This window comes from Xanthomonas sp. 3498 (assembly GCF_014199795.1).
GTDB classification, from domain to species: Bacteria; Pseudomonadota; Gammaproteobacteria; order Xanthomonadales; family Xanthomonadaceae; genus Xanthomonas_A; species Xanthomonas_A rydalmerensis.
The window spans coordinates 49964-65883 of sequence record NZ_JACHOH010000003.1 but is presented as its reverse complement, the minus strand read 5'-3'; the positions used below and the strand labels follow the sequence as shown (position 1 = coordinate 65883).

Annotated in this window: 20 protein-coding genes; 6 read left to right on the top strand and 14 right to left on the bottom strand. The window is 69.9% G+C overall.

The window, feature by feature from the left end; all coding sequences use genetic code 11:
• Window positions 1-12 precede the first annotated feature (12 nt).
• Window positions 13-714 carry a response regulator transcription factor gene (locus tag GGR66_RS09985; protein WP_160964355.1) on the top strand — a complete coding sequence of 234 codons (702 nt, stop codon included), beginning with the start codon at window positions 13-15 and terminating at the stop codon, window positions 712-714.
• On the top strand, window positions 704-2020 hold the full coding sequence (locus GGR66_RS09980) for a HAMP domain-containing sensor histidine kinase (protein ID WP_160964356.1): 1317 nt from the start codon (window positions 704-706) through the stop codon (window positions 2018-2020). The genes GGR66_RS09985 and GGR66_RS09980 overlap by 11 nt, the downstream gene beginning before the upstream one ends.
• 141 nt (window positions 2021-2161) lie before the next feature.
• On the opposite strand, the gene GGR66_RS09975 is transcribed toward GGR66_RS09980, so the two are convergent.
• The 5 genes from GGR66_RS09975 to GGR66_RS09955 all read right to left on the bottom strand — a co-directional run bounded on the left by GGR66_RS09975 (window position 2162) and on the right by GGR66_RS09955 (window position 5243).
• Window positions 2162-2659, bottom strand: coding sequence for a hypothetical protein (locus GGR66_RS09975; protein ID WP_184448174.1), 498 nt, complete (start codon window positions 2657-2659; stop codon window positions 2162-2164).
• A gap of 114 nt (window positions 2660-2773) precedes the next feature.
• Window positions 2774-3031, bottom strand: a complete 258-nt coding sequence (gene minE / locus GGR66_RS09970; RefSeq protein ID WP_160964358.1) for a cell division topological specificity factor MinE — start codon at window positions 3029-3031, stop codon at window positions 2774-2776.
• A gap of 2 nt (window positions 3032-3033) precedes the next feature.
• Window positions 3034-3843, bottom strand: coding sequence for a septum site-determining protein MinD (gene minD / locus GGR66_RS09965; protein ID WP_184448173.1), 810 nt, complete (start codon window positions 3841-3843; stop codon window positions 3034-3036).
• A gap of 36 nt (window positions 3844-3879) precedes the next feature.
• On the bottom strand, window positions 3880-4647 hold the full coding sequence (gene minC / locus GGR66_RS09960; protein WP_184448172.1) for a septum site-determining protein MinC: 768 nt from the start codon (window positions 4645-4647) through the stop codon (window positions 3880-3882).
• A gap of 2 nt (window positions 4648-4649) precedes the next feature.
• Window positions 4650-5243 carry a GNAT family N-acetyltransferase gene (locus tag GGR66_RS09955; protein WP_184448171.1) on the bottom strand — a complete coding sequence of 198 codons (594 nt, stop codon included), beginning with the start codon at window positions 5241-5243 and terminating at the stop codon, window positions 4650-4652.
• Window positions 5244-5383: 140 nt separating this feature from the next.
• On the opposite strand from GGR66_RS09955, the gene GGR66_RS09950 reads away from it, so the two are divergent.
• From GGR66_RS09950 to GGR66_RS09935, 4 genes are all read left to right on the top strand, one after another.
• Complete coding sequence (locus GGR66_RS09950) at window positions 5384-6574, top strand: sensor histidine kinase (RefSeq protein ID WP_160964362.1); 1191 nt, start codon at window positions 5384-5386, stop codon at window positions 6572-6574.
• Window positions 6574-7215: a response regulator transcription factor gene (locus GGR66_RS09945; protein ID WP_160964363.1), complete on the top strand. Its 642-nt coding sequence runs from the start codon at window positions 6574-6576 to the stop codon at window positions 7213-7215. The genes GGR66_RS09950 and GGR66_RS09945 overlap by 1 nt, the downstream gene beginning before the upstream one ends.
• A gap of 480 nt (window positions 7216-7695) precedes the next feature.
• Complete coding sequence (locus tag GGR66_RS09940) at window positions 7696-8862, top strand: polyketide cyclase (RefSeq protein ID WP_160964364.1); 1167 nt, start codon at window positions 7696-7698, stop codon at window positions 8860-8862.
• A 102-nt stretch (window positions 8863-8964) separates the two neighbouring features.
• The gene (locus tag GGR66_RS09935) at window positions 8965-9336 is read left to right on the top strand and encodes a DUF423 domain-containing protein (protein WP_048491486.1); all 372 of its coding nucleotides are present in this window, start codon (window positions 8965-8967) and stop codon (window positions 9334-9336) included.
• 204 nt (window positions 9337-9540) lie between these two features.
• Here the strand turns inward: GGR66_RS09935 and GGR66_RS09930 are convergent, their stop codons facing one another.
• The 9 genes from GGR66_RS09930 to GGR66_RS09890 all read right to left on the bottom strand — a co-directional run bounded on the left by GGR66_RS09930 (window position 9541) and on the right by GGR66_RS09890 (window position 15548).
• Window positions 9541-10137 carry a hypothetical protein gene (locus GGR66_RS09930; RefSeq protein WP_184448170.1) on the bottom strand — a complete coding sequence of 199 codons (597 nt, stop codon included), beginning with the start codon at window positions 10135-10137 and terminating at the stop codon, window positions 9541-9543.
• Complete coding sequence (locus GGR66_RS09925) at window positions 10134-10943, bottom strand: M15 family metallopeptidase (RefSeq protein ID WP_184448169.1); 810 nt, start codon at window positions 10941-10943, stop codon at window positions 10134-10136. The genes GGR66_RS09930 and GGR66_RS09925 overlap by 4 nt, the downstream gene beginning before the upstream one ends.
• Window positions 10944-11040: 97 nt before the next feature.
• Complete coding sequence (locus tag GGR66_RS09920) at window positions 11041-11859, bottom strand: APH(3') family aminoglycoside O-phosphotransferase (RefSeq protein WP_184448168.1); 819 nt, start codon at window positions 11857-11859, stop codon at window positions 11041-11043.
• 249 nt (window positions 11860-12108) lie between these two features.
• Complete coding sequence (locus GGR66_RS09915) at window positions 12109-12702, bottom strand: PH domain-containing protein (protein ID WP_255421656.1); 594 nt, start codon at window positions 12700-12702, stop codon at window positions 12109-12111.
• Window positions 12699-14021, bottom strand: a complete 1323-nt coding sequence (locus tag GGR66_RS09910) for an alpha/beta fold hydrolase (RefSeq protein WP_184448167.1) — start codon at window positions 14019-14021, stop codon at window positions 12699-12701. Before GGR66_RS09910 ends, GGR66_RS09915 begins: the two co-directional genes overlap by 4 nt.
• 1 nt (window position 14022) lies before the next feature.
• Window positions 14023-14199 carry a DUF4177 domain-containing protein gene (locus GGR66_RS09905; RefSeq protein WP_160964370.1) on the bottom strand — a complete coding sequence of 59 codons (177 nt, stop codon included), beginning with the start codon at window positions 14197-14199 and terminating at the stop codon, window positions 14023-14025.
• Window positions 14196-14375, bottom strand: a complete 180-nt coding sequence (locus tag GGR66_RS09900) for an Arc family DNA binding domain-containing protein (protein ID WP_160964371.1) — start codon at window positions 14373-14375, stop codon at window positions 14196-14198. Before GGR66_RS09900 ends, GGR66_RS09905 begins: the two co-directional genes overlap by 4 nt.
• A complete protein-coding gene (locus tag GGR66_RS09895) occupies window positions 14372-14662 on the bottom strand; it encodes a hypothetical protein (protein WP_184448470.1) in 291 nt (96 codons plus the stop codon). The genes GGR66_RS09900 and GGR66_RS09895 overlap by 4 nt, the downstream gene beginning before the upstream one ends.
• Window positions 14663-14675: 13 nt before the next feature.
• Window positions 14676-15548 carry an SPFH domain-containing protein gene (locus GGR66_RS09890; RefSeq protein WP_160964372.1) on the bottom strand — a complete coding sequence of 291 codons (873 nt, stop codon included), beginning with the start codon at window positions 15546-15548 and terminating at the stop codon, window positions 14676-14678.
• Window positions 15549-15920 lie beyond the last annotated feature (372 nt).

The window sequence follows — 15920 nt, the reverse complement described above, 5'->3', positions numbered from 1 at the left end:
TCGAGCGCCCCCATGCGGCTGCTGGTCATAGAAGACAACCGGAACCTGGTCGCCAACCTGTTCGACTATTTCGAGGTGCGCGGCCACACGCTGGACGCGGCGCCGGACGGCGTCACCGGGCTGCACCTGGCCACCACCCAGCGCTACGACGCGCTGATCCTGGACTGGATGCTGCCGCGGCTGGACGGGCAGCAGGTGCTGCGCGCGCTGCGCGAGGAGCACCATGCCGACGTGCCGGTGATCATGCTGACCGCGCGCGACGAACTGCCGGACAAGATCGCCGGCTTCCGCGCCGGCGCCGACGATTACCTGACCAAGCCGTTCGCGCTGCCGGAGCTGGAAGTGCGGCTGGAGGCGTTGCTGGTGCGCGCCAGCGGCCGCGGCCGCAGCAAGCTGCTGCGCGTGGGCGACCTGCAGATGGACCTGTCCACGCTGGAAGTGACCCGCGGCGGGCGTGCCCTGCATCTGTACCCGGCCTGCCGCAAGCTGCTGGAGGTGCTGATGCAGGCCAGCCCGGCGGCGGTCACCCGCGACCGCCTGGAGCAGGCGCTGTGGGGCGACGAGCCGCCGGACGGGGACATGCTGCGCTCGCACATCTACGACCTGCGCCGCAGCGTCGATGGCCCGTTCGCGGCCAAGCTGATCCACACCCTGCCACGCATCGGCTACCGCCTGGCGGTGGTCGGCCCCCACGAGGGCGAGCATGCCGACTAGGGCCGGCCTGCGGCAGCGGCTGACCCTGTGGCTGGTGGGCTACGCGGCGCTGCTGTCGCTGGCGGTGTTCGTGCATGGCTACATCGTCAACGACCAGGCCGAGCAGCTCACCTGGCGTTCGCTGCTGACCTCCGAACTGGACCACTTCCTGGCGCGCAGCGCGGCCGATCCGGACTACCGCTGGATCGACACCCGCACCGTGAGCCTGTACGGCGACGAGGGCGGGGCGCCGCTGCCGCCGGCAGTGGCAGCGCTGGGCCCCGGCCTGCACGACGAAGTGCAACTGGAAGGCAGCGAGAAGGTGGTGCTGGTGCAGGACGTGCGCGGCCGCCGCCTGGCGCTGACGCTGGACATCACCGAGCTGCACGACCACGAGGACAACCTGGCGCTGTGGATGCTTGTGTCCAACGCGGTGGCGGTGCTGCTGCTCGGCGCGCTGGTGGCCTGGGGCATGGGCCGGGTGGTGCAGCCGCTGACCGACATGGCCCAGCGCATCGGCAGTCTGCGTCCGGACCGGCCCGGGCAGCGCATCGAAGTGCATCCGCGCGCCAGCGCCGAGCAGGTGGTGATCGCCGAGGCGTTGAACGATTACCTGGCGCGCAACGACCTGTTCGTGGAGCGCGAGCGCGCCTTCATCGACAGCACCAGCCACGAACTGCGCACGCCGGTGGCGGTGATCGGCGGCGCCGCCGAGTTGGCGCTGGAGCAGCACGACGTGCCGCCCAGCGTGCGCAACCAGTTGCTGCGCATCCGCCGCACCGCCAGCGGCGTCGGCCAGTTGATCTCGCTGCTGCTGGTGCTGGCCAAGGACCCGGCGCGGCTGGCGCGTGGCAACGACCTGGTGCGGCTGGACCAGCTGCTGCCGGAGATCGTCGAGGACCATCGTCACCTGTGCGCGGACAAGCGCCTGGAACTGGTGCTGGCACCGCTGCCGCCGTGCGAGGTGCTGACCCCGCTGGCGATCGTGCAGGTGGCGATCGGCAACCTGCTGCGCAACGCCATCGAGAACAGCGACAAGGGCCGGATCGAGATCACCATGCCGGCGCCGGGCGTGGTCTGCATCGACGACCCCGGCCACGGCATGAGCCCGGAAGAAATCAGCGCGATCTACATGCGCATGGCGCGCGGCGGCGGCAGCCGCGAGGGCAGCGGCATCGGCCTGGACCTGATCGCGCGGCTGTGCGAGCACCTGGGCTGGGCGCTGCACCTGGATTCGCCGGCCGGCAGCGGCACCCGCGCGACCCTGGATTTGAGCAGCGCGCTGAAGCGCTCCGGGATGTCGCCGCCGTCGTCTGCGCCGGAGTGACGGGCTAGCGCCTGTCACCAAATCCCAGGCGTGCGCAAAGGGGCGGCCTTTTGGGTTGGCGCGGCAAGGCCATCATCGTCGTGCCACGCGACGCAAACCTGACGGCCTTGGAGGGCCAACGCGGCCTGCCCGGAATGGTGACTAAGCCTGCGCCGGCAGCAGCCCGCGTTGCGCCAGCCAGGCGCGCGCGTCGTCGGCGTCCTGTTCGAACCAGGCGCGGGTGGAGCCGAGCCGGTAGGTGTAGCCCCAGGCGTCCATGTCCGCCATCAGCCGCGCGCGGCCCACGCCGGGCAGGGCGTCGGCCAGCACGATCTGCAGGTAGCAGGTGGCGTCTTCCTCTTCCACCGAGTCGGTGGCGTCGGTATGCACCTGCGCGCGCCGCTGCGGCGGCAGCACGATCAGGTGGCAGGCCTCGTGCAGCAGCGAATGCACCGGCGTGTCGTCGCGCACGTAGACGTCGCTGGCGATCACCCCGGCTTCCGGCTCGCCCCAGTAGCTGCCGGGAATGGCGGCGCCGTCGGCGACGCGGTGCAGGGCCAGCCCGTAGCCGGCCAGCAGCGCGCGCGGCGCGTCCAGGCCGATCGCGCCCACGGTCAGCACCTGGGGGGCGTCAGCGGCAGGGGCGGTATCGGTCTGCATGGGGTGAACTTCGTTGGACGGAAAGGGCGCGGCGGGCGCGCCCGATCACCGCAGGCACCGCGCCGGCGCGACCGGTGCGTCAGCCGCGGCGCCTGCCGCGGCCGACGCACGGCCTCAGGGCGTCGGGCCTTCCGGCAGGGCGACGGAGATGTCGAGCACGTCGTGCTCGCCGTCCTTGACCAGGTCCACCTTGACCGCGTCGGCGTCGATGTTGACGTACTTCTTGATCACTTCCAGCAGCTCGCGCTGCAGCAGCGGCAGGTAGTCCGGGCCGCCGCGGTGGTTGCGCTCCTGCGCGATGATGATCTGCAGGCGGTTCTTCGCGGTTTCGGCGGTGTTCTTCTTGGTCTTGAGGAAATCGAATAGTCCCATGCTCACCCTCCGAACAACTTGGTGAAGAAGCCCTTCTTCTCCACGGAGATGAAACGCATCGGACGTTCCTCGCCGAGAATGCGCGCCACGGCGTCATCGTAGGCCTGGCCGGCCGGGGATTCGCCGTCCAGGATCACCGGCTCGCCCTTGTTGGAGGCGTTGAGCACGTCGCCGGATTCGGGGATCACGCCGATCGCCTTCAGGCCGAGCACCTCCTCCACGTCGGTGATGCTGAGCATCTCGCCGGTTTCCACGCGCGCCGGGCTGTAGCGGGTCAGCAGCAGGAACGCGGGCAGGCTCTTGCCGCTCTCGGCCTTGTGGGTCTTGGAGTCGAGCAGGCCGAGGATGCGGTCGGAGTCGCGCACCGAGGACACTTCCGGATTGACCACCACCACCGCGCGGTCGGCGAAGTACATCGCCAGGAACGCGCCCTTCTCGATGCCGGCCGGCGAATCGCAGACGATGTAGTCGAAGCCGTCGGCGGCCAGGTCCTTGAGCACCTTCTCCACGCCTTCCTGGGTCAGCGCGTCCTTGTCGCGGGTCTGCGAGGCGGCCAGCACGAACAGGTTGTCGAAGCGCTTGTCCTTGATCAGCGCCTGCTTCAGCGTGGCTTCGTTGTGCACCACGTTGACGAAGTCGTACACCACGCGGCGCTCGCAGCCCATGATCAGGTCGAGGTTGCGCAGGCCCACGTCGAAGTCGATCACCGCGACCTTCTTGCCGCGTCGCGCCAACCCGCAGGCCAGGCTCGCGCTGGTGGTGGTCTTGCCGACGCCGCCCTTGCCGGAGGTGACAACGATAATTTCAGCCAAAGGACTATCTCCTGATACGTTCGTGGTTGGGCCGCGTCAGTCTTGCGCGGCGATCATGATCTGGTCCTGCTCCAGCCAGACCTGGACGGCCTTGCCACGCAGTTCCTTGGGAATATCGTCCAGCACCTTGTAGTGGCCGGCAATGGCGACCAGTTCGGCGTGGAAGTCGCGGCAGAAGATCCGCGCCTCGGTGTTGCCCTGGGCGCCGGCCAGAGCGCGGCCGCGCAGGCTGCCGTAGATGTGGATGCTGCCGTCGGAGATGACCTCGGCGCCGGCGCCGACGGTGGCCACCACGGTCAGGTCGCAATTCTCCGCATACAGCTGTTGCCCGGAGCGCACCGCACTCTTCTGCATGCGCCCGGGTTGCGGCCGTGCCGTGGGAGCGGGTGGCGGCGGAGGCGGAGGCGGGGGCGGCGGCGAGACCGGAGCCGGCGCCGCAGCGGGCGCGCCGCCATCGAACCGCTCGTACTGCGCGCGGAACTTGGCCAGCAGCGGCAGGCCCAGCGCCACCGACAGCTCCTCGATCTCGCGGGTGCCGTAGGCCAGCGCCACCGGCAGTACACCGGCGTCGCGCAGGCCGTCCAGCAGCGCCTGCGCGGTGGCCGTGTCCGGGGTCTGCGCCAGGCCGCCGAAATCGATGATCACCGCGGCACGGCCGAACAGCTTGGGCGCACGTTGTACCCGCTCGCGCATCTCCTGGCTCAGCCGCGCCACGTCCAGCGTGCGCACGCGCAGGTTGGCGATGCCGACCTGACCGATCTTCAGTTCGCCGGCCTGCTCGAAATCCAGATTCACCGACGACACGCTCAGGTCCCGGTCGGGCGCTGCGCCCGCTGCAGACGATGGGCGTGGCCGGCCCAGGGCAGGTCGGGCAGGGTGTCGCCGTAGGTTTCGCGCACCCACGCGTAACTGCACAGATCCTTCAACAGCATGCTCGCACGCACCTCCACTTCGTTCATCGTGTTCTGGCCCACTTCGCGGAAGCCGAAGCTGCCATGGAACAGCAGCGCCGCATCGGCACCGTGATCCAGAAAAACCTCGCACGCCAGTTGCGGGTAGCGCAACTCGGCGTAGCTCTGCACGTCGGCATAGAACGCCCGGCCGACGCCACCACCGCGGCGGCGGCTGGCCACCACGATGCGGTCGATATAGAAAAACTGTGGGTAGCGCTCGCGAAACCAGGCGAAATTGCTGCTGTCGTGGGCGCTGTCGCTACCGAACCCGACCAGGAAGCCGGCCAGGTTGCCGTCGCGCTCGGCGACGCGGAAGTACTCTGCGGTGTCGTAGAAGCGGTGCAGCTTGGCCGAATCCAGCGGCAGGATCGCCAGTCCGGCGTTGTTGTTCAGGGCCAGGACCGAATCGAGCTCGTGCTCGCGCACGTCGCGGATGACGATCGACATTGAGACTCCATTGCTGATGCGCGCGCGGCCCCGTGCGGGCCGCCGGGCAGGATTATCGCACGCGCGACCCGGGCCGGCGAGCCGCGGCGGCATGACTTCCGTGGGAGTGCAATGCGCGCCGTTCATCCTAAGATGGCTGCATGTTGGGATATCTCAGCCACACCCGCGTTCTGCGCTATGCCGGCCTGTTCACCTGGGCGGTCATCTGCATGCCGTTGCTGTACCTGTACTGGGAACCGGTCGAGGAATCGGGACGGATGCCCAGCGGCGAGGTGTGGCTGCTGCTGACCAGCTACCTGGGCTTCGGCGTGGTCTATTTCCTGCTGACCCGGCGCCTGCACAGCGGCGACGGCGTGCGCTGGTACGACCGCGGCATGCTGGTGCTGCTGACCATCTGCGCGCTGGCGGTCGGCTACCTGCACCGCTCCGGGCTGGGCAGCATCCTGATGATGGTGGCGGCCGGGGTGATCCCCTGGCTGCTGCCGGTGCGCGCCGGCGTGGCCTGGCTGCTGCTGAGCCAGCTGGCGGTGCTGCCGGTGTACCTGACCATCGGCTTCCCGCCGTTCGAGGCGCTGATGCAGTCGCTGCTGTACGGCGGCTTCTCCATGTTCATCTTCGTCACCAGCCTGGTCGCGCGGCAGCAGACCCAGGCGCGGGAGGAGCAGCGCCAGCTCAATGCCGAGCTGCGCGCTACCCGCGCGCTGCTGGCCGAGAGCGCCCGGGTCAACGAGCGCACCCGCATCTCGCGCGAACTGCACGACCTGCTCGGCCACCACCTGACCGCGCTGAGCCTGAACCTGGAAGTGGCCGGCCACATCACCGAGGGTCGCGCCCAGGAGCACGTGCAGCAGGCGCATACCCTGGCCAAGCTGCTGCTGACCGACGTGCGCGAGGCGGTGAGCCAGCTGCGCGACAGCGGTGCGATCGACCTGGCGGCGGCGCTGCGGCCGTTGGCCGAGCGGGTGCCGTCGCTGCAGATCCACCTGCAGGTGGAGGAGCCGCTGACCGTGGAGGATCCCGAGCGCGCACACGTGTTGCTGCGCTGCACCCAGGAGATCATCACCAACGCGGTGCGCCACGCCCAGGCCGACAATCTGTGGATCGAGGTGCGCCGCGACGGTCCGCAGGTGGTGATCCAGGCGCGCGACGACGGCCGCGGTTGCGAGACCCTGGCCCCCGGCAACGGCCTGCGCGGCATGCGCGAGCGCCTGAGTCAGTATGGCGGCAGCCTGGATGTGGCCGCCGCCCCCGGCGCCGGCTTCCGCCTGCGCGCCGTCGTTCCCGGCGCCGCCACCCTGCTGCCGCCCGCCGTTCCCCAAGGAGTGTTGTGATGATCCGTGTCTGCCTGGTCGACGATCAAACCCTGGTGCGGCAGGGCATCCGCTCGCTGCTGGCGCTGGACGGCGGCATCGAGGTGGTGGCCGAGGCCAACGATGGCCGCCAGGCGGTGGAGCTGATCCCGCAGGTGCTCCCCGACGTGGTGCTGATGGACATGCGCATGCCGTCGATGTCCGGGCTGGAGGCGCTGCAGACGCTGTCGCGCGCCGCGGCGCTGCCGCCGACCATCATCCTGACCACCTTCGACGACGACCAACTGGTGCTGGCCGGGCTCAAGGCCGGGGCCAAGGGCTATCTGCTCAAGGACGTGTCGCTGGAACAACTGGTCGGCGCGATCCGCACCGTGGCCGCCGGCGGCTCGCTGGTGCAGCCGGCGGTGACCCAGCGCCTGCTGTCGGGCCTGGAGCACATGCGCAACGACTTCGTCAGCCTGGACCGGCCCGACCCGCTGACCGACCGCGAGACCGAGATCCTGCGGCTGATGGCCAGCGGCTTCTCCAACAAGGAGATCGCCAATTCGCTGGGCGTGGCCGAGGGCACGATCAAGAACCACGTCTCCAACATCCTGTCCAAGCTCGGCGTGCGCGACCGCACGCGGGCGGTGTTGAAGGCGTTCGAGCTGCAACTGGTCTGACGGGGCGGGGGGCGGCCCAGCCTGGCGTCGCGTTTGGTTCGGCCGCGCGCTGCAGTCGGTCTGAACACGACAGGAGGACAGCCCGCGAAGGCGGATATCGCGCACGCCGGGCCGGTCCAGCGTGACCGGGCGCTGGGGAAGCGTGCCGGTACGTGGCGGTCGCGCCTGTGCCGCTCGGGGCAGTGGTCTGGCCCGAGTCCGGCCTGCATGCGTCACGCCTGCAGGCCTTGGGGCGCCGCCGTTGCTCGCTTCGATGCGGTCCATGGCCGGGCACGCATGTCTGTCCGATGCCACTGCCAGGACAATGGTCTGGTCGCCCTCAGTGCCGCATGCACGGCGATTGCCGGCATCGCGCGAGGCCGTTGCCGCGCAGGGCGAAGCGGCATTCCGTGATGTGCTGACCACGGACAGCGAAGCCTGCTAGGATGGGCGCTTCGCTTCATCAACCCGGCCGTGGGATCGGCCCCGGAGACCTCCTGAATGACCCGTATTATCGAGTTCCTGATCGCCCTGGGGATCGTGGCTGGCCTGTTCGTCATTGTCGGCGTAGTGCTGCCCTCGGAGCGTCACATGTCCGAAAGCGTCGAGACCAATCGGCGCATGACCATCGTCTATGACACGGTCAACAGCCTGCGTCGGTTCAAGGACTGGAATCCTCTGGTGCTGCGCGACCCGCGCATCGAGCTGAAGCTCTCCGGCCCGGAATCCGGCGTCGGCGCGCGCCTGGACTACAGCTCCAAGGAGGGCTACATCGGCAAGGGTAGCTGGACCATCACCTCGACCGAGAAGAACAAGGACGTGGTCATCGCCATCGAGGACGAGACCAAGGGCAAGGACAAGACCACCAGCTTCAAGCTCGAGCCGACCGGCAAGAACGGCCGCAACGTGAAGATCACCCAGGACTACACCGTCAAGTACGGTTGGGACCTGCTGGGTCGTTACGCCGGCCTGTACGTCAGCCGCCATGTCGGCGACGACATCAAGCTGGGCCTGTCGCGCCTGAGCAACGTGCTGGCCACCGTGCCGAACGTGGACTACCGCTCCGACGACACCCCGTTGAAGGACCTGAAGGTCGTCGACGTCCCGGCCGAGGACCTGCTGGTGGTCAACGCCGGCAACATCGACCGCGACAACGACTCCATCAAGAAGTCCATCAAGGACAACCAGGAGTGGATCAAGCGGGTGATGGACGCCAACGGCCTGGAAGCGGCCGGTCCGGTGCGCATCGTCACCACCGACTTCGGTTCGGACAAGTACGCGTTCGACGTCGCCCAGCCGGTGCGCAAGCGTGCCGGTGGCGCGCCGAAGGACGACGCCAAGAAGGATGAGAAGAAGGACGACAAGAAGGACGACGCGGCTGCCGCGCCGGTCGATGCCACCCCGGTTGCCGCCTCTGGCGAGCCGCTGAAGGTGACCATCCCGCAGGGCGCCCCGGTGACCTACCTGCGCACCGAAGCGCACCGTTCCGCCTTCGCCAGCTACACCGGCCACATGGCGGGCCTGGATGCGGCGCGCAATGCGCTGCGTGCCTGGGCCGCGACCAGCGGCTACGACGTGACCGACCGTCCGTACGAAGCCTGGAAGGGCGGCGTGGACAAGGCGTTCACGCCGGAAGGCACCTACGACATCTACTGGGCGATCAAGTAAGTCCTGTCCTGGTGGACGAGTGAACCGGAACGCGCCGCATCTTGCGGCGCGTTCTGTTTATGGGGGACGGCAAACGCTGCCGCGCTCCCGGAGGGAACGCACATGCTGACGTTCGATCGCCGTACGCGCGGGCCGTTCTGGCTGTGCAGCGCCGGCGCGCTGCTTGCGGCCGTGGCCATCGGCCTGTCCGCCTATGCCTCGCACGGCGTTGCCGAGCCCCTGGCGCAATCGCATCTGCAGACCGCGGCGCTGTATGCCTTCGGCCACGGCGTGGCGCTGGCGGCGCTGGGCCGCCGCAGCGAACGCCTGCTCGGCCGCAGTGCGCTGTGCCTGCTGCTGCTCGGCACCTTGCTGTTCTCCGGCAGCCTGGCCGGCAACGCGCTGGCGCAGTGGCCGACCCGGCTGGCGCCGATCGGCGGCACCACGCTGATGCTGGGTTGGCTGCTGTGGGCGGTGGATGCGCTGCGGCGCTGAGCCGGAGTCACTTCGGCACAGGGGCGAAGCATGCCAAGCGCAGCAGCGGTAAGTGCCAAAGGCGTGCTTGAAAACCTTGCAGGAGCGAAGCTGCAGCGGTGCGGCGCGATGCCGTCGCCGCGGCGACTCAGGGTGTGGGCGCTACACGCGCGCTAGCCGTCTTGTCCGCGCTGGTCGGCTCGTGGGTTGGGCCGCGCGCCGCGCTCAGCGGTCGCCGACCAGTTCCACCTGCGTCTTCAACCGCACCCACGCGTCCTGGCTGGGGTCGTTGACCGTGACCTGCACGGTGTAGGTGCCGAGCGGGTCGCTGTCCTCGAAGCGCAGTTGCACCGACAGCGGCGCCAGTTCCAGCAGGCCGGCGGCGGCCGGTGGTCCACCCATGCCCAGTGGCCGCATCGGATCCTGCAGGGTCGTGCTGCCATCGGGGCCGAGCACGCGCAGGCTCATCTGCGCGTCGCAGGCGCCGTCGTTGTTGGGGCTGGGCGCGCAGCCGGAGTACAGCAGCGCCACGCGCAGCAACTGGCCGCGCTGCGCGCGCGCGATCGTACGCAACTGCGGCGCGTGCGCGGCGTCGGTCTGCCCCCACTCCTGTGCGAACGCGGCGAAGTCGGCGTCGTCGGCGATCTGCAGCGCGGCGGCGAAGGCCTTGTCGTGCCCGCGCTCGGCGCTGTCGGGCAAGGCCTGGCCCTGCCGGTCGTGCCATTGCGCGGCGGCGCAGGTGGGCAGCGCCAGGGCCAGGAGGGCCAATGCCCGCCAGGCGGCTGTGCCGGCGCGCGGCCGGGATGTGTCGGAACGGGTCATGCGCAAGCGGCCTCCTGCCAGCACCAGTGCCAGGGTTCGTAGACGATGCCATGCGGGTTGTCGCGCGGATAGCTCATCCGGTAGCCGAAGGCGCCGGCATGTTCGCGCAGCCAGGCGAAGGCTGGCGTGCGCTCGAAGCTTTCCTCGGCCGGCGGCTCGTCGGGCGTGCCGATGTCCAGCGCGTGCCCGCTGTGGTGCTCGCTGAAGCCCGGCGCGGCGTTGACCGCGAGGATCTGCTCCAGGGTCTGCCCACGGGCGAACTTGCGCGCGAAGATGCCCAGTTGATAGGCGTGGCTGCGATAGCCGGAGATCGCCTCCAGTACCACGCCATCGCGTGCCGCGGCATGGCGCAGCGCGTGCCAGGCGCGTGCGGCACCCGCGCTCAGCCACAGCGGGCGTCGGTAGCGGTCGTCGCCGGCCGCGTGCAGGGTGGCTGGTTCCGGCTGCAGCGGCAGGCCGGTGCGCTGCGCGTAGGCGTCGGCGGCCAGGCCCAACTGGTCCAGTCGCTCCTGCAGCGCGTGCAGCGGCAACCAGGCCTCGTCCGCGGTTATCGCGCCGCGTGCGGGCAGCGCGTCGAGCCGATCCAGTGCCGCCTCGATGCCGGGTTCGTGCATCAGCCGCGGCACCAGCGCGTGCAGCCCGTGTGCGTTCGCGGTCGCCAGGTAGCGCCCGTCGTGCTTGCGCCGCAGCAGCCAGGTCGCCTGCGCAAGCTGCCGCGCGTCGGCGTTGCTGCGCGCGCGCAGTCGCGCGGCCGGCAGCAGTTCGATGGTCTCGGTGTTGAGCAGCAGGCTGGGAACGGTGCGCATCGGCACAGGGTAGAGCCAAGCACCGCGGGCGGCCAGTCGCCGGGGGAGATCCAGCCGCGCCCGTGTGGCCGCGCCGCACACGACGCAGCAAGGATGATCAGAAGAACTCGTCGAGCAACTGGTGGAACTGCAGCCGCGTGAGGTCCGGCGTGGCGATGCCGTACGCGGCGAAGAAGCGGCCGGCGAGCTCCGGGCCGAATTCGTCCAGGCGGTTGGCCAGGATCGCCAAATCCTGGTACGGATCGGCGACCCCGGCGCGGCCGAGATCGATCACGCCGACGACGTGGTCCGGCGCGTCGAGCAGGATGTTGTCCAGCGAATAGTCGCCGTGGCACAGCACGCGCTCGCTGGCCAGCGGCAGCAGCGCGGTCATCGCCTGCCACACCGCGTCCGCCGACCAGCCGGCACGCGCCTCGTCGAAGTCTTCGGTGTCGACCAGACCCGCCTGCAGCCGGCGCTGCGCGATGGCCAGGCGCAGCAGGTGGCTGGTGTCGAACGGACAGGTGGCGATCGGCGTGGCGTGGAAGCGGCGCAGGAACTCGGCCAGCGCCTGCACGATACGCTCGGCCTGTGCGGGTGCTTCCAGCAGCCATTGGTAGGCGGTCTTGCCCGGCAGGGCTTCGCTCAGCAGCCAGGCGCCGGCGGCGTCGGCCTCGAAATGCAGCACGCGCGGCACGCAGACCGTTCCGCGCAGCCAGTGCAGGCGGGCGAACTCGTCCACCACTTCGTCGTGCGCCTCGCCGGTGCCGCGCTTGAGGTAAAGGTCCGGCGTACCGGCGCCAGCGAGCCGATAGACCTGGGCACCGGCTTCGCCGACGAGATTGCGGTGCCAGTGCAGGCCATGCAGCCGCGCGGACAGCGTCGGCGGCAGCGCCGGTGCGGTGGCGGGAATCTCGTGTGGCGCTAAGTCGTCCATCGGGCCGATCCTGGAGGCGTCATGTGGAGGGCGAAGCCGTCGCCGTCGTCGTTACGCACGCGGCTGGCGACGAGGACGAGCGTGGCTGGTGTTCCAGCATATCGTCTCGCATACGCCAGAACGCCCGACTTTGCGTCCTCGACGTATTGGACGCGTGCGAACCGCGAGAACGTGCCGCACCGCGCGCAGCACGTCGTTGCCCTGTGCGGTCGGTCGCGGCAGCGCCCGACGTGGCGACGCGTGTCGGACTCAGGCCAGGCGGCGGGCCGCGCGGCGTGTCTCTTCGTCGCCGGGCGCCTGCGTCGCGAGCGCCTGCCACTCCTGCAGCACCTGCCTGGGGTGTTCGACGCTGAGCAGCAGCCAGCCGCCATCGTGCAGGGGAACGGCCAGCACGCGGTCGCTGGTGATCAGGCAGAACGCCTTGTGCCCGTCGCGGGTCCGGAAGTGGCCGGCATGGAAACCGGGGTAGCCGAAACCGAACAGCTTCAATGCCGGCTTGAAACCGGTGTGCTCGGACAGCGCGACCACGCGCGCGGCCTGCAGGCGCAGCGCGGCCAGCGGCACGCGCCTGGTCAGGAAGGTCGCGCGTATTTCCACCAGACCGTCGTGCAGCAGCACACGCTGTCGCGCGAAGGTGGCGGTGCCGGCCACGCCGATCAGCGCCAGCAGCCCGAAATGCCACCAAAGCGCGCCGGGCTGCGCCGCGTGCAGCGCGAAGCCGCCGATCACCGCGGCCACCAGCAGCAACGGCAACCACAGCCACAACGCCAGACCCAGCCGATGCGCCGGCGCCACCGGATACTGCCGTGCCGGCGAGGGCGAGGTGGATCGCAGTCGGCTCATGGCGCGGCGCCGTGGCTGGCGGGCAGGGCGCGCACCCAGGCGGCGACATCGGCGATCAAGGCCGGGTCGACGTGGCCGGGCGTCGCGTACTCGCCCGGCCCGGGCGCGCCGGTGCCGGCGATGCCCAGGTGATTGAGTTGCGCGTAGCGGTGCATGGTCGCGCGCGGGTCGTCGGCCAGGGCCTGTTGCCACCGCTGCCAGTCCGGCGCGGTGACCTGGAAATCGCGCTCGCCCTGCAGCCACAGCACCGGCTGCCCGAGCGCGCGGACGTCGGCGACCGGGTCGACCTGGTCGAACGCACGCCAGTAGGTGGCGGGCACGTCCAACGGCGAATCGCTGCGCGCGACCTCGCCACTGCCGCGGACCTTGGCCACGCGGCGCTCGATCTCGGCCAGCGCCGCCTGCCGCTGCGGCGACGGCGGATGTTCCTGGCTCAACAGGTAGCGGTTCTGCTCGATCAGCAGGTCCAGCAACGGCCGCGCCGGCGCCGCCCACAGCACGATGCCGGCGGTCTTGCCGGAGCGGTGTGCGATGCGGGCGGCGAGCATGCCGCCCTGGCTGTGGCCCATCACCACGATCCGCGCAGGGTCGATGCCGGGCGTGCGCGCCAGCGCCGCCACCGCGGCGACGGCGTCGTCGGTGGTCTCGTCGTCCATGGTGAACCCCGCGTTGATGCGCCCGGCAAAGCTCTCCGGCAAGGCGAAGGTCCGCTTGTCGTAGCGCAGCACCGCGATGCCCTGCGCGGCGAGCCCGCGGGCGACGTCGAGGAACGGACGGTTCGGGCCGATGGTCTCGTCGCGGTCCTGCGGGCCTGAGCCGTGCACCAAGACCACTGCCGGGAACGGGCCCTTGCCCGCCGGCAGCGCAAGCGTGCCCGGCAGTGGGCCGACCGCAAACGCCTGTTCGCTGAAGCCGGCGTCGGCGGCGGGCGGCGGAGGCGCCGGCGGCGGTGCAGGGGTGAACAGCAGGCCGGCGATCTTGCCGTCCGCGTCGATCGACACATGCGCCAGCAGTGCGCCGCGCTCGAACTGCAGGCGCTGTTCGATCACGCGCAGCCCGTGCTGCTCGCGTTCGCTGGCCGGGCCGCGCTGCTGCAGCGCACCCAGTTGTGTGGACAGCGTGCGCCAGGCCTGGGCCAGCTTGTCGGGTGGCACCGCCTTGGCCATCGCCGGGGTGAACTCGGCTTCGACCGCGGCCAGGTCGCCGGCCTGCAGGCGATCCAGCAGGGCGCTGGCGGTCTGTTGCGGCGGCGCCGCCAGCGTCGTGAGCGGCGCCAGCAGCGCCGCCAGTGCAGGCGCGAGGAGCCGAGGCCGGCGCATGTCAGGCCTCCCGCTTGAACATCAGCAGCGGCTTGGTGCCTGGCAGCGTGAGCACGCTGACCAGTTCCCAGCCGAGCTTGCCGTGCTTGTTCAGGTCGGCCTGCAGCTCGTCCAGTTTCAGGCCCAGCATCAGGTTGGTCTTGGCCTCGACGGTGAGGTATTCCCAGCGCTTGCTCATGATCCGCGTTCCTTGTCGTCGCCGGGCTTGGGCAGCCGGCCCGCCTTGCGCAGCGCGTCGCGCAGCACGTATTCGATCTGCGCGTTGAGACTGCGCAGCTCGTCGTCGGCCCAGCGCTGCGCCGCCGCCAGCACGTCGGCGTTGATGCGCAGCGGATAGGCCTTCTTCTCGCTCATGACCGCTCCCGCCGCGCGGCGTCGCTGCGCCGCAGGTGCAGCAGCATCGACACGATCAGCGCGTTCACTGTCAGCAGCAGCACGATCGCCACCGCATAGACGCCGGCGCGCTGGCCGCCGGTCCAGTACAGCGCCGCTGCGCCGAGCAGGATCACCAGGCCGATCAGCGCCCAGCGCAGGCCCAGCCCGCGCGCGCGGTCGTCGTCCTTGCTGCCGACCCAGGCGGCGATGACCAGGGCCGGCAGGCCGGAGAGGGCGAGCGCCAGCGGCGCGATGGCGGCGTGCATCAACATCGACACCTCAGTACAGCGAGCCGGCGTTGACGATCGGCTGGGTGCCGCGATCCGAGCACAGCACGGTCAGCAGGTTGCTGACCATGTGCGCCTTGCGCTCCTCGTCCAGCTCGACCACGCCGTTCTTCTGCAGTTCGGCCAGGGCCATCTCGACCATGCCCACCGCGCCGGCGACGATGCGCGTGCGCGCGGCGATCACCGCATTGGCCTGCTGCCGCTGCAGCATCGCCTGGGCGATTTCCGGAGCGTAGGCGAGGTGGCTGATGCGCGCCTCGATCACGTCCACGCCGGCCTGGGTCAGGCGTTCGTCGAGGTGACGCTTGAGCTGTTCGCTGATCTCGTTGGGATGGCTGCGCAGCGAGATCTGCCCGTCCTCGTGCTGGTCGTAGGGATAGCTGGTGGCCATCGCACGCAGCGCCGCCTCGGACTGGATGTGCACGAAGCTCTCGTAGTCGTCGACGTTGTAGACCGCCTCGGACGCATCCATCACCTGCCACACGATCACCGCGGCGATCTCGATCGGGCTGCCGTCCAGTTCGTTGACCTTGAGCCGGCCGCTCTCGAAGTTGCGCACGCGCTGGCTGACCTTGCGCTTGCTGAAGAAGGGGTTGTTCCAGCGCAGGCCCGGATCCTTGACCGTGCCCACATAGCGGCCGAACAGGCTCAGTACCGCCGCCTGGTTCGGTTCCAGCGAGTACAGGCCGACCACTAGGAACAGCGCGACGGCCAGCACCGGGATCGCGACCAGCAGGGTCCACGGCATCGACGACGGCTGCAGCGCGCCGGTGGCGATGATCGCCCCGGCGCCCGCCACGAACACCAGGACCAGGCCCACGATCATCGGAATGCCGGGCAGGGAGGAACGGGGCTGCTCTTTCATGGTGGCGCGTCCTTGGGTGGGTGGGCGAAACGATATCAAATTGATATCAGTTTGCAAGGGGGCGGGATTGGGGATTCGGGAATGGGGAATGGTTGAGAGGCCGGGATTCGGGATTCGGGAGTGGGGATTGGTAAAAGCGAGCATGCGGACGGACCGAGGGGGACGCCTGTGCGCATCCAGCCGGATCGCCGATCTGGCGGTTTCAATGGAACGGCGCTGCGACAGCGAGCAGGCGCGCCCTGGCCGCATTCGCCGAGTGCATGCTGGAAGCACTTGTCCCCAGCCGGCCGAGGGTCGCCGGCACGGCGTCAGACTGACTGCGATCCGCTCTTGCGAATCCCCAATCCCCACTGCCGAATCCCGGCCTTTCGG